This is a genomic window from Plantibacter sp. MMLR14_011, assembly GCF_001865025.1.
Classification (GTDB): domain Bacteria; phylum Actinomycetota; class Actinomycetes; order Actinomycetales; family Microbacteriaceae; genus Plantibacter; species Plantibacter flavus_A.
Genome location: NZ_MJGW01000050.1, coordinates 148293 through 160520 on the forward strand (window position 1 = coordinate 148293; position 12228 = coordinate 160520).

Below are 12228 nucleotides of genomic sequence, written 5' to 3' on the forward strand. Positions count from 1 at the left end.
GAGGATCCTTTGCGTGTCAGCGCAGCAGCAGGTTCGGCTGCAGCAGGTACTTGTAACTGTCGGCACCCGGCTGATCCTTGGAGGATTGGCTCGTGATGAGCATGGGTCCCGGCTTGTTCGTGTTCTCCGTCTTCGTGAACGAGAACCGCACGTACTCGCTCCGGACCGCGGTCAGACCGTCGATCAGGAACTGCGGCTTGAGGGAGAGCACGATGTCGTCGCCGGTGAGGAGGGCGTCGATGCCCTCGGATGCCTGCGCCTGCTCGGATCCGACGGCCTCGAGCGTGAGGCCGTCGATGGTGAAGGTGAAGCGGAGGGCCGCTTCGCGCTCGAGGACGAGCGACATACGCCTGGTCGCCTCGATGAGTTCCGCGGTGTTGATGATCGCGTAGTTGTCGGTCGTCTCGGGGAAGAGCCGCTTGACCGGCGGGAAGTTGCCCTTGATCAGCAGCGAGGTGACCGTCTTGCGGTCGGCCCGGAACGCGATGAGCTCGCGGTCGTCGCGATTCGTGATCGCGACGTTGATGTTGCCGCTGTGGCCGAAGGTCTTGCCGACCTCCTGGAGGGTGCGGGCCGGCACGAGGGCCGTGATCGTCTCGCTGGAACCGTCGCCCTGGCCCGAGTCCCAGTCGATCTCGCGGACCGCGACGCGGTAGCGGTCGGTCGCGACGAGGCTGAGGCTCGTCTTGGAGACCTCGAGCTGCACGCCGGTGATGACCGGGGTCACGTCGTCGCGGCTCGCGGCGACAGCGACCTGGCTCACTGCGGTGGCGAACTCATCGGCGGGCACGAGGCCGAAGTCGGCGTCGACCTGCGGGATCGTCGGGTACTCCTCGACGGGCATCGATCCGAGCGTGAACCGGGCAGAACCACAGGTGACCTCGATGCGGTTCTCGACCTTGCTGAACCGGACGGGCGCGTTCGGAAGGCGGCTGGCGATCTCCGAGAGCAGCCGGCCGTTGACGAGTGCCGTGCCGGCCTCCTCGACCTCGGCCGCGATGCCGGTCTGGCTGGAGACCTCGTAGTCGAAGGAGGACAGGATGAGACCGTCGTCACCGGCTTCGATGAGGATGCCGTTCAGGATCGGCAGCGTCGGGCGCTGCGGGAGCAGCTTCACTGCGAACGAGACGGCTTCGCTGAATACATCCCGGTTGACGCTGAATCGCACGACAAGTCCCCTGTCTCTGGCTCTCGATGACGTCACCAATGCTAGTGGGTCTGCTTCCGGGGTCGAGTGGGACGAGGTGCTGTGGAGAAGCGAGCCTGGGGAAAGGTTGTTTGGCGGAGAGATCATTGAATTAACGGTTAACAGTCTTAACCGGTGTGGAAACTGTGGATAAGTCCACCGAACCCGCTCGAACACAGGGAACTACATGTGTGTAACTTGGTGGTGGCCTGTGGAGAGAGCGACACGAGGGTGTGGGACGCGAAGGTCGGTGAACGGTGTTCACTCACAAGCCCGCACGGAGCTTCCACATCTCTCCACAGGTTATCCACAGGGCTGCGACGGCGGAATGTGGAGAGATCGGTCGCGCATCATGTCGTCGAATGAGCGCTCGTCGTCGCCTGATGAACGAAATCGGCCCCTCGAGCGCACCGAGTGCGTCGAGGGGCCGGAAACGTTCACCGGGACGCGTCAGGCGCCGTAGCGGAGGTTCTGCTTGATGCGGCTCGTGAGCTCGGTCACCTGGTTGTAGATCGAGCGCTTCTCCTGCATGAGGTCGGTGATCTTCCGGTTGGCGTACATGACCGTCGTGTGGTCCCGGTTGCCGAACAGCTGACCGATCTTCGGGAGTGAGAGGTTCGTGAGCTCGCGACAGAGGTACATCGCGATCTGACGCGCCGTCGCCACGGCCTGCGACCGGCTCGAGCCGTACAGGTCGTCGACAGAGAGCTTGAAGTAGTCGGCCGTCGTGTTGATGATGTCGATCGGCGAGATGACGTTGTCGTCGTCGAGGCTGATGACGTCCTTCAGCACCGTCTGGGCCAAGGTCATGTCGACAGCGGTCCGGTTCAGGCTCGCGAACGCGACGACCCGGATGAGCGTGCCCTCCAGCTCACGGATGTTGCTCGACACCTTGGTGGCGATGAACTCCAGGACCTCGTCCGGGATGTGCAGCTTCTCGTTCTGCGCCTTCTTGCGCAGGATCGCGATGCGCGTCTCGAGGTCGGGAGCCTGGACGTCGGTGATGAGTCCCCACTCGAAGCGGGAACGCATCCGCTCTTCGAAGCCGGTGAGGGCCTTCGGCGGCAGGTCGCTGGTGATGACCACCTGCTTGTTGTGATCGTGCAGGGTGTTGAAGGTGTGGAAGAAGGCCTCCTGCGTCTCCGCCTTGCCCTGGAGGAACTGGATGTCGTCGATCAGCAGGATGTCGATGTCGCGGTACCGCGACTGGAAGAACGAGCCGCGGTTGTTGGCGATCGAGTTGATGAAGTCGTTCGTGAACTCCTCGCTGGACACGTACCGGACGCGGATCCCCGCGTAGAGGTTCATCGCGTAGTGGCCGATGGCGTGGAGGAGGTGGGTCTTGCCGAGCCCGGAGTCGCCGTACACGAACAGCGGGTTGTAGGCCTTGGCCGGCGCTTCGGCCACGGCGACCGCGGCCGCGTGCGCGAACCGGTTGGACTGACCGATGACGAAGTTGTCGAAGCTGTACTTCGGGTTGAGTCGGGTGTCGTTCTCGCGAGCCGGAAGCGTGGGCGTCGGGGTCAGCTGCGGCTGCGGTGACTCGAGCGGTGCCGGGTCGATGTGCTGGAAGCCGGTCTGCTCGTACCGTTCCTCGACGATGTCGGGGTTGACGACGATCGCGTAATTGCCGACGGGACCGCCGTCGACGATGGAAGCGAGTGCAGCGAGGATCGGTGCCCGCATGCGCTGGTTGAGCATGCCCATCGTGAACTCGTTGGGCACCTCCAGGTAGAAGGTGCCGCCCATGATGCCCTTGGGGACGATGAGGTTGAGGAACCCGCGGAGCGGCGGGGTGATGCGGTCGTCGACGGAGAGGATCTCGAGCACCGATTGCCAGGTCTCAGCGATCGCATCGTCGGCGTCCGACATAGTTCTCCCCACACATACTCACAGGTTCATCCACAGGCTCTCCCCTGAGTATTCGGGGCTGAGCGCGGTGCTATCCACACGCTGTGCATAACCCGAGGGCTTACGCTAACAAGACGTCGCCCCAGTCCCAAATCACTGTACGGCCGCCCTGCGTGTCACTGCTACAATTTCTGAGAATCCTGTGGATAATCATTCGTTTGGGCGCCGCTGGTTTGACCTTCGCGCGAGTAGACCGTAGGTTTAATCAGTTGACTTCTGCCCACGGGCACCCTTCCGTACCCTGCTGCCACCTGTGCAGTGGTGGGTCATGATCCGGAGATCGTAATTATGAGCAAGAGAACCTTCCAGCCGAACAACCGTCGTCGCGCCAAGAAGCACGGCTTCCGTCTGCGCATGCGCACGCGTGCCGGCCGCGGCATCCTGTCGGCTCGTCGCGCCAAGGGCCGCACCGAACTCTCCGCGTAGAGCCGTCGTGCTCGAGCGTGCGAGCCGGATCACGTCCGGCGACGACTACCGAGGGGTAGTTCGTCGCGGGTCCCGGTTCGTCGGCGAGCACACGGTCACGTACGTACGCATGAACCCGAAGGGCGGACAGCCGCGCTTCGGGTTCATCGTTGCGAAAACGGTCGGAAACGCAGTGACCCGCAATCTCGTCAGACGTCGCTTGAAGGCCATCTGCCACGACAGCGTCGTTCACGCTGCCCGCGGCGCTGACGTGGTCATCCGTGCGCTGCCGTCTGCAGCGACGGCGCCGTTCGCGTCGCTCCATGCCGAGGTCGATCGAGCCTTCGCCAAACGCGGTGTCACCGCCGAGACTGCGGACGCGCACCGATGAACGGCGTCCTCGCTGCAACCTGCCTCGCGCCCCGCAATGCTGCGGTGCTGGCGCTTCGCGGGTATCGCGCCGCGATCTCCCCGTTGTACGGCGACGTCTGCCGGTATTACCCCAGCTGCTCCGCGTACGCTCTGGGAGCGGTGCAGCAACACGGTGTCGTCGTCGGTTCGGCGATGGCAGCGGCGCGCATCGCGAGATGCCACCCCTGGGCAGCACCTCGTTTCGACGAGGTACCGCCCAAGAAGAACTTCCGGTACAGCGTCACTTCTCACGGATTTGTCGTGCAACCGAGCCACGGAAAGGGCTGACCCGCACCTATGGACATCATCGGCACAATTCTCTGGCCGCTCAAGTGGGCGGTCGAGCTGCTCCTCGTGGGCTGGCACCTGCTGTGGACGGCCATCGGACTCGACCCCGCGGCCGGTCTCACCTGGGTCCTCTCGATCGTCGGGCTCGTCCTCGTCGTCCGCGCCGCCCTCATCCCGCTGTTCATCAAGCAGATCAAGAGCCAGCGCAAGATGCTCGAGATCGCGCCGCAGATGAAGAAGGTGCAGGAGAAGTACAAGGGCAAGCGCGACCAGGCCAGCCGTGAGGCGATGTCCCGCGAGACGATGGAGCTGTACAAGAAGCACGGCACCTCCCCCGTCAGCGGATGTCTGCCGCTGCTCGTCCAGATGCCGATCTTCTTCGCCCTGTTCTCCGTGCTCAACGACGCCCAGAAGAGCAAGGCCGGGGTCGGCCCCCTGAACGAGACCCTCGCCGTGCAGTTCGGCGACGCGAACCTGTTCGGGATCGCTCCGCTGCACACGAGCATGCAGGCGGCACTCGCCGGCAACCCGGTCAACTGGGCGGTCGTCATCATCGCCGCCGTCATGGTCATCCTCATGTGCGCCTCGCAGTTCATCACGCAGCTGCAGATCGTGTCGAAGAACATGTCGGCCGAGACGAAGGCCAGCCCGCAGTTCAAGCAGCAGCGGATCCTCCTGTACATCCTGCCCTTCGTGTTCCTCTTCTCCGGCTTCGCCTTCCCGCTCGGCGTCATGTTCTACTGGCTGACGTCCAACGCATGGACGATGGTGCAGCAGTTCCTCGTCATCCGGAACATGCCCACCCCTGGTTCCGACGCTGCGAAGGCTCGTGAGGAGCGTCTCGCACGGAAGGGCAAGCTCATGACGCCGAACGGCGACGTCATCTCGATCTCCGAGGCGCCGGTACCCGAGAAGAAGACCCCGACGCAGCGCCAGCAGCCTATGGGCAAGGCGCGTGCGAAGAAGCAGCAGACCGACGGACGAGACAAGTAGGAGTATCGGTGACTGACCAGGAACTGGCCCCGGCCCAGGACGAAGCACCCACCATCACGCAGCTCGAAGAAGAGGGCGACGTCGCAGCGGACTACATCGAGGAGTTCCTCGACATCTGCGACATCGATGGCGACATCGACATCGATGCCCGCAATGGTCGTGCGTACGTGTCGATCGACTCCCCCACGGAGAGCAACCTGCGTCTCCTGTCGCGTCCCGACACGGTCAACGCGCTGCAGGAGCTGACGCGCCTGGCTGTTCAGAACCGTACCGGTGGCTTCTCCCGGCTCATCCTCGACATCGGCGGATCCCGTGAAGCGCGTCAGCAGGAGCTCGGCGCCCTCGTGGAGCGGGCGGTCGAGCGCATCGAGGCCGGTTCCACCGAGGCGGCACTCCCCCCGATGTCGAGCTACGAGCGCAAGCTCGTCCACGACATCGTGTCGGCTCGCGGCTTCGTGTCCGAGTCGCACGGCGAAGGCCGCGACCGTCACACCGTCATCACGCGCGGCTGACGCGGCCTGATCGTTTCACGTGAAACTGCGATGACTGACGTGCCTGCAGGACTCGAACCGGAACCGGCGGAAGCAGTCGAGTTGTTCGGCGACCGGATCGATGTCGGTCGTGCCTTCGCCGCGAACCTGGCGGAGTTCGGTGAGCCTCTCGGGCTGATCGGGCCCCTGGAACTTCCGCGTCTGTGGACGCGCCACATCCTCAACAGCGTGATCGTGGCACCGCTCCTTCGTGCCGGGCGAGTCGGCGACGTCGGCACAGGCGCGGGGCTGCCTGGACTGGTGCTCGCGATTGCGCGGCCAGATGTCGAGTTCGTCCTCATCGAACCGATGGAACGTCGGGTCGCCTGGCTCAACGACCAGGTCCGCGTCCTCGGGCTCGAGAACGTCACCGTCGTGCGAGCGCGCGCTGAGGAGGTTCGCCTCGATGAGCCCCTCGACCAGGTGACCGCGCGCGCGGTCAGTGCGCTGCGCAAGTTGCTCCCCCTCACCGCTCCCCTGCTTCGGGATGGCGGAGAGCTGGTCCTCATGAAGGGCGCCGGCGCGCAGGCGGAGGTCGACGCGTCGACCAAGGAGCTTCGCAAGTACCGGGTCTCCGGCGTCGAGGTTCGAACGCTTGGTGAGGGTGTTCTCGCGGAGCCGACCCGAGTCATCGTGGGAACCGTTCGCGCCTGAGGTCGGTCGGGAGCGCCCGGGCCTCCGTGAGGGGCGCCGCAGACGGTGTCGGTCGGCTTGTGAGCCCTCGGGAGAATGGCTCCTGACGAACCGGCCCGGAATATGCGGCCAGTTTAACGGTCCTGAGTTCGTCAGGAACGATTCTCCGGTCCATTCGGACACGAATCCGGCGCGCTGGGCGGGCTGGATTCGAGTGTTTTCTGACGTTTGTCAGCCCTGGGGTATCTGGTATTTCATATATTTCCTTCTTTGGCCGGTCATCCCGTTCCTGTGACGCGGGGTCGGCACGGCCACTGGCGGGCGGCGATGCTCTACGCTCCGCCGATCGTCCCACCCAGACGTCGATACTTGACGCGGTGGCCGACCGTCCGACCGCCCCTTCGGAGATGACGGCCGAGTGTGGGTGGCAAAGGTGAACCTCCCAGGTTGGTGATCCGGGCGTGCTGGTCAGGGATCTGCGGCCTTCGTTCGAAGTCCGGGTAGGCCCGAGTTCGTCCTTGGTTGCAGGGAAGATGCGTCGCCCCATCCCGCACGTTTGACTGACTCGCGGTGGTTCATCGCGTGGCGGATGGTGCCGTCGGGCCCCTGCGGCGAGGTGCGCATTCCGCCAGTTCCTCAGGTGCTTGCGGGCTGACTGGTGCCCGGCCGCCGGCAGACTCACGTCCGCCGGCGGGTTGGTGTTGGCTGAAGTGCTGGGAGAACCGCCGCACGGGAGGTCGGGGATGGTCGGGCTGGTGCTATCGCCTGCGTCGGAGGCGCCCCGCTCTCGGAGGTTTTGGCGTCGAGCGACGCGGTCAGATCCGAGCAACCTGCTGCTCCCCCCGGTGCTGTACTTGGCCGGGCGGTGACGTGCGCTGCGCAGAGGCCAGTTGGCGTGACGAGGTGTCGAAGTACGCCGGCACTTCGGAGGTCGTGCTCGTGACTCCTGTCGGCCTGGACGGAGTAGGCGTGCTACCGATTGACGATGCATCACTTTGCGCGCCGAGTCGGCTTCGGTAGAGGGTGCTCGGTGCCTGACGGTTGAGATTGCACGACGTTTCACGTGGAACGTGGAAGGATCCCACTCGCTGGGGTTCCTCGTTCTCAGAAGTGGTTCATATCGGACTGGAAGTCGTGTACTCAGTTCCCTTAGTAGGTACCCTCCCGAGGCAGGCCGTCGTGGTTGGATCGGCTTCGTGTTCGGTGTTTCACGTGGAACATGAGTTGCAAGCGTTTCCTGCGTTGCTGCATCGCGGTGGTGGCCATCAGTGGAGTTCGACGAGCACCACGCGCGGTCGCCGGCTGGCTTGCACTCAAGGTCACACTTACCCGTTGTGTTGATCCTGTCGAGAGTGTTTCACGTGAAACAGCGGTCGAGTGCGGCGTTTCGAGTGCGGGGCTGGAACGGTTGTGTGAGGTCGCGCCGCTATCGCTCCCCCTCGTGTCGTATCAGGCCGGTGAGGCGAGTGCGGGCTGTGGCCAGAGGCCGCAGGGGTGCCCATCGATGCGAGCCGTCGGGTGACTCGGCGTGCGCCACACCTTGGTTTCACGTGAAACGCTGGCGCGGACTCGTGCCAGTCGCACGGAGCTCATCTATGCAAGGGAGTGGGGATGACGCCTGTGGATAACTCTGTGGACAGTTCTCGAGTGCAACCGCAGAAATTTGTGGTCTCTCGGAAAGACGCGGGCTCCAATCCGTACACCACCACGCTGCGGCCAACGCGCGCTGGGGCAGGAGCCCAGACCTGCCGGGACCGGAGTGCGGCGTTCGGGTCCGAACTTCCGCGGAAAGACGCGGATCTCTGCCTGATCGCGGAGGGAACTCCCCCATGGTTGTCAACACACGTCCGCTGGAGTCGTCTCGGGTCGATCGGACCAGCATCCCCCTCCACGCGCGAAACGCACCCGGTTGCGCGATATTGCACATACAGTTGCCCTGTGGATAACCCTGTGGAAGATGGAGGGCGGGGTGTCCCTGCTGGGCACCATTCGAGGCGTTCGATGAGATGCGGGTGTCGCGAAACGGCGCTCTGAGGCCGGCATGCGTACGCACTTCCCCCGAGCACGCTCGGAGATCGCTCCCCCGGCGTCAGCCCACGCTGGTACGGTTGAAGTACACGTTTCGAGCGAGAAGGTTTCACGTGAAACAACCCGAACCAACGCATTCCGCGGCTCCCGAGCGCGACTCCGTTGGTAGCGCCTTCGACGCGTCCACGCCGTTGGCTCGCGAGCTCCATCATCTGACTGAGAGGCGTAAGGCCTTGGCTCACGCAACCCTGCCGACGCCCGACCACACTCGGGTCTTCACGGTCTCCAACCAGAAGGGTGGGGTCGGCAAGACGACGACCACTGTCAACATCGGCGCCGCCCTCGCCCGTTCGGGCGCTCGTGTCCTCGTGATCGATCTGGATCCCCAGGGGAACGCGTCCACCGCACTCGGCGTCGAGCACCACTCCGACGTCCCGAGTGTCTACGACGTCCTGATCGACGACTTCCCCCTGGCCGATGTCGTCCAGCAGAGCCCCGAGTTCCCCACGCTGTTCTGCGCTCCCTCGACGATCCATCTCGCCGGTGCGGAGATCGAACTCGTTTCACAGGTAGCCCGTGAGCATAGACTCCGGACGGCCCTCGAACAGTTCATCCAGGATGCCGATGAGCCGTTCCACTACGTCTTGATCGATTGCCCACCGTCTCTCGGACTCCTGACGATCAATGCCTTCGTTGCGGCCAAGGAGGTGCTCATCCCCATCCAGTGCGAGTACTACGCGCTCGAGGGATTGAGTCAGCTCCTCAGCAGCATCCAGCTGATCCAGCGGCACCTGAACCCGGGGCTCGCCGTCAGCACCATCCTCCTGACGATGTACGACGGGCGCACCAACCTTGCGCAGCAGGTGGCTCAGGACGTCCGAGACCATTTCACCGGGCAGGTCCTCGAGTCCGTCATCCCACGAGCGGTGCGTATCTCCGAGGCGCCCAGCTTCGGACAGAGCGTCATCAGCTACGACCCCACGTCGCTCGGCGCGGTGTCCTATCTCGAAGCAGCGGCGGAGATCGCCAACCGATGGGCCGCAGGCTCCTCCGATACACCCGATACGAACCACCCTGAGGGAGTCAGTCACTGATGGCAACGAAACGAACTGGACTCGGTCGCGGGATCGGTGCACTCATTCCGACGACGAGTTCAGACTCGCAGGCGAACCGTCCCGTCGATGTCTTCTTCCCCGACAACCAGGGCACTGCCCGCAAGGCGGCGAAGGATGCTGCGACAGCAGCCGCGGACGCCGCCGCAGCAGAGGCCGCGGCAGCCGACGCCCCCACTGGCCCGGACGCCGCTGCTACGACGGCAGATGGACCGCAGCTCGTGGCCGTTCCCGGTGCCCGTCTGGCGTACCTCTCCCCCGAACTCATCGTGCCGAACGCCAACCAGCCGCGCACGGTCTTCGATGAAGACCACCTCGCGGAACTCGTCACGAGCATCCGTGAGGTCGGCGTCCTGCAGCCGATCGTTGTCCGTCCGATCCCTGGCGACGACGAACGATACGAACTCATCATGGGTGAGCGGCGTCTTCGAGCCTCGAAGGAGGTGGGTCTCGACCGCATCCCCGCGATCATCAAGGACACCGCCGACGAGGACATGCTGCGCGACGCGCTGCTCGAGAACCTCCACCGCTCAGAACTGAATCCGCTCGAGGAGGCTTCTGCCTACCAGCAGCTCCTGGCCGACTTCGGAATCACCCAGGACGAGCTTGCCAACCGCATCGGGCGGTCCCGCCCCCAGATCAGCAACACCATCCGCCTGCTCAAGCTGCCGGCGGCCGTGCAGCAGCGCGTTGCTGCCGGTGTGCTGAGCGCCGGACACGCCCGAGCCATCCTGTCGCTGACCGATCCTGAGTCACAGCAGCGCCTGGCCGACAAGATCGTGAACGAGGACCTGTCCGTCCGCGCGGCCGAGGCTGCTGCGGCTCAGGGCGTTCAGGCGAAGAAGCCGCGTCCGATCGCCGGATCGCGACGCGGCCAACTCGATGAGATCGCAGACCGTCTCGGCGACCGTTTGAACACCCGCGTGAAGGTGACGCTCGGAGCGAAGAAGGGTCAGATGGTGGTGGAGTTCGCCACCATCGCCGATCTCAACCGCATCCTGAGCGAGCTTGGCGAGTCCGGCTTCGGTCAGTCATCCTGACACTGTTTCACGTGAAACACGGCCTGCTCGGCTCTGAGTTCCCCGCACCCTTCGACAAGCTCAGGGACCAAGAAGGTGGGTTCTCGAGGTTGACTGGCGGTCGCGCCATCGCGGTCATTGAGCTTGTCGAAGTGCCACAGACAGACTCCAGGTGATTCAAGAAGCCCTGGTCAGGGCACAATTCACCGTGTTTCACGTGGAACACCCCGATAACGAAGAACCGCCCGACTCTGATGAGCCGGGCGGTTCAGTGGTTCAGAATGACCTGATCAGGCGAGGAAAGCTGCGAGATCCTTCTCGAGTGCGGCCTTCGGCTTGGCGCCGATGACGGTCTGCACGACTTCGCCGCCCTTGAAGACCTTCATCGCGGGGATGGAGGTGATCTGGTACTTCATGGCGAGGTTCGGGTTCTCGTCGACGTTCAGCTTGAGAACGGTGATCTTGTCGCTGTTCTCGGAGCCGATCGTGTCGAGGATCGGGCCGACCGCGCGACACGGACCGCACCAGGCGGCCCAGAAGTCGACGAGGACGGGCTTGTCGCTGTTGATGACCAGTTCGTCGAACGTGGCCTCGGTGACTGCATCTGACATGAGTGTTCTCCTTCGTGGTGGCCAGGCCAACAGCCTGACCGTCGATCAAACGGTGGTGGTGAGCACGGGGTCGGCCGGCTGCGGACGACCGGCCGTCTGTGCTTCGCCGATGGCCGACGCTTCCCCAGCAGCCTGCTCGAGGTCTGCGAGGTAGTGCTCCGCGTCGAGGGCGGCGATGGTGCCGCTGCCGGCGGCGGTGATGGCCTGTCGGTACGTGGGGTCGATGACGTCGCCCGCGGCGAAGACGCCGGGCAGGTTGGTCTTCGACGAGCGGCCCTTGACGGCGATCGTGCCCTCGGGGGCCAGCTCCAGCTGGCCGTGGATGAGGTGCGTCCGCGGGTCGTTGCCGATCGCGATGAACAGGCCACCGAGCGGCAGGTGGGTCTCCGTGCCGTCGGTCGTCGAGCGCAGCGTCACGCCGTCGACCGCGTCGGCACCGGTGATGCCGACGACTTCGCTGTTCCAGATGAACTCGATCTTCTCGTTCGCGAAGGCTCGGTCCTGCATGATCTTCGACGCGCGGAGGGTGTCCTTGCGGTGGATCACGTAGACCTTCGACGCGAACCGCGTGAGGAAGGTGGCCTCCTCCATGGCGCTGTCGCCGCCACCGATGACAGCGATCGTCTTCTCCTTGAAGAAGAAGCCGTCGCAGGTGGCGCACCAGGACACACCGTGGCCGGAGAGTCGCTCTTCGTCGTGCAGACCGAGCTTGCGGTAGGCGGAGCCGGTGGCGAAGATCACGGTGTGTGCCTCGTGCACCTGTCCGTTGCCCAGGGTGACCGTCTTGACGTCGCCGTCGAGCTTCAGCTCGGTGACGTCGTCGTAGAGCACCTCGGTGCCGAACCGCTCCGCCTGCTCCTGGAGCTTCATCATGAGCTCGGGGCCCTGGATGCCCTCGGGGAAGCCGGGGAAGTTCTCGATCTCGGTGGTGTTCATGAGCTCGCCGCCGGCCTCGACCGATGATGCGACGAGCAGCGGCTGCAGCGAGGCGCGGGCAGCGTAGATCGCCGCCGTGTAGCCGGCGGGTCCTGATCCGATGATGATGACCTGACGCACGATGCTCCTCAGTGGTTCGTGGGCTCCCGGACCAGGTGGGTTCCG

Annotated in this window: 12 protein-coding genes; 8 read left to right on the forward strand and 4 right to left on the reverse strand. The window is 64.5% G+C overall.

Features of this window, described 5'->3' with window-relative positions:
- Window positions 1-16 precede the first annotated feature (16 nt).
- Both dnaN and dnaA read right to left on the reverse strand, forming a co-directional pair.
- Entirely contained in the window at window positions 17-1168 is a 1152-nt protein-coding gene (gene dnaN, locus BIU99_RS15090) for a DNA polymerase III subunit beta (protein ID WP_064294037.1), read from the reverse strand.
- A gap of 468 nt (window positions 1169-1636) precedes the next feature.
- Window positions 1637-3058 (reverse strand): chromosomal replication initiator protein DnaA, encoded by a 1422-nt coding sequence (dnaA, locus tag BIU99_RS15095; protein WP_064294038.1) that lies wholly within the window; start codon window positions 3056-3058, stop codon window positions 1637-1639.
- A gap of 327 nt (window positions 3059-3385) precedes the next feature.
- On the opposite strand from dnaA, the gene rpmH reads away from it, so the two are divergent.
- The 8 genes from rpmH (at window position 3386) to BIU99_RS15130 (ending at window position 10537) form a co-directional block, all read left to right on the forward strand.
- The gene (gene rpmH, locus BIU99_RS15100; RefSeq protein ID WP_056010217.1) at window positions 3386-3523 is read left to right on the forward strand and encodes a 50S ribosomal protein L34; all 138 of its coding nucleotides are present in this window, start codon (window positions 3386-3388) and stop codon (window positions 3521-3523) included.
- A gap of 7 nt (window positions 3524-3530) precedes the next feature.
- Window positions 3531-3893 carry a ribonuclease P protein component gene (gene rnpA, locus BIU99_RS15105; protein ID WP_071262000.1) on the forward strand — a complete coding sequence of 121 codons (363 nt, stop codon included), beginning with the start codon at window positions 3531-3533 and terminating at the stop codon, window positions 3891-3893.
- A complete protein-coding gene (yidD, locus tag BIU99_RS19485) occupies window positions 3890-4201 on the forward strand; it encodes a membrane protein insertion efficiency factor YidD (RefSeq protein WP_079003764.1) in 312 nt (103 codons plus the stop codon). The genes rnpA and yidD overlap by 4 nt, the downstream gene beginning before the upstream one ends.
- A gap of 9 nt (window positions 4202-4210) precedes the next feature.
- Window positions 4211-5194, forward strand: a complete 984-nt coding sequence (gene yidC / locus BIU99_RS15110) for a membrane protein insertase YidC (RefSeq protein ID WP_064294040.1) — start codon at window positions 4211-4213, stop codon at window positions 5192-5194.
- An 8-nt stretch (window positions 5195-5202) separates the two neighbouring features.
- Window positions 5203-5706, forward strand: a complete 504-nt coding sequence (locus BIU99_RS15115) for a R3H domain-containing nucleic acid-binding protein (protein ID WP_064294041.1) — start codon at window positions 5203-5205, stop codon at window positions 5704-5706.
- Between the two features lie 30 nt (window positions 5707-5736).
- The gene (gene rsmG, locus BIU99_RS15120; RefSeq protein ID WP_071262001.1) at window positions 5737-6378 is read left to right on the forward strand and encodes a 16S rRNA (guanine(527)-N(7))-methyltransferase RsmG; all 642 of its coding nucleotides are present in this window, start codon (window positions 5737-5739) and stop codon (window positions 6376-6378) included.
- A 2198-nt stretch (window positions 6379-8576) separates the two neighbouring features.
- Window positions 8577-9479 carry a ParA family protein gene (locus BIU99_RS15125; protein WP_276207400.1) on the forward strand — a complete coding sequence of 301 codons (903 nt, stop codon included), beginning with the start codon at window positions 8577-8579 and terminating at the stop codon, window positions 9477-9479.
- Entirely contained in the window at window positions 9479-10537 is a 1059-nt protein-coding gene (locus BIU99_RS15130) for a ParB/RepB/Spo0J family partition protein (RefSeq protein WP_071262002.1), read from the forward strand. Before BIU99_RS15125 ends, BIU99_RS15130 begins: the two co-directional genes overlap by 1 nt.
- Window positions 10538-10806: 269 nt before the next feature.
- On the opposite strand, the gene trxA is transcribed toward BIU99_RS15130, so the two are convergent.
- Window positions 10807-11127, reverse strand: a complete 321-nt coding sequence (gene trxA, locus BIU99_RS15135; protein ID WP_064294045.1) for a thioredoxin — start codon at window positions 11125-11127, stop codon at window positions 10807-10809.
- A gap of 45 nt (window positions 11128-11172) precedes the next feature.
- A complete protein-coding gene (gene trxB / locus BIU99_RS15140) occupies window positions 11173-12183 on the reverse strand; it encodes a thioredoxin-disulfide reductase (RefSeq protein WP_064294046.1) in 1011 nt (336 codons plus the stop codon).
- Between the last annotated feature and the right edge of the window lie 45 nt (window positions 12184-12228).

Coding starts and splice junctions, on each gene's coding strand:
- dnaA (WP_064294038.1), bottom strand. CDS start 3,058: ATGTCGGACGCCGACGATGCGATCGCTGAGACCTGGCAATCGGTGCTC.
- rpmH (WP_056010217.1), top strand. CDS start 3,386: ATGAGCAAGAGAACCTTCCAGCCGAACAACCGTCGTCGCGCCAAGAAG.
- yidD (WP_079003764.1), top strand. CDS start 3,890: ATGAACGGCGTCCTCGCTGCAACCTGCCTCGCGCCCCGCAATGCTGCG.
- yidC (WP_064294040.1), top strand. CDS start 4,211: ATGGACATCATCGGCACAATTCTCTGGCCGCTCAAGTGGGCGGTCGAG.
- rsmG (WP_071262001.1), top strand. CDS start 5,737: ATGACTGACGTGCCTGCAGGACTCGAACCGGAACCGGCGGAAGCAGTC.
- BIU99_RS15130 (WP_071262002.1), top strand. CDS start 9,479: ATGGCAACGAAACGAACTGGACTCGGTCGCGGGATCGGTGCACTCATT.
- trxA (WP_064294045.1), bottom strand. CDS start 11,127: ATGTCAGATGCAGTCACCGAGGCCACGTTCGACGAACTGGTCATCAAC.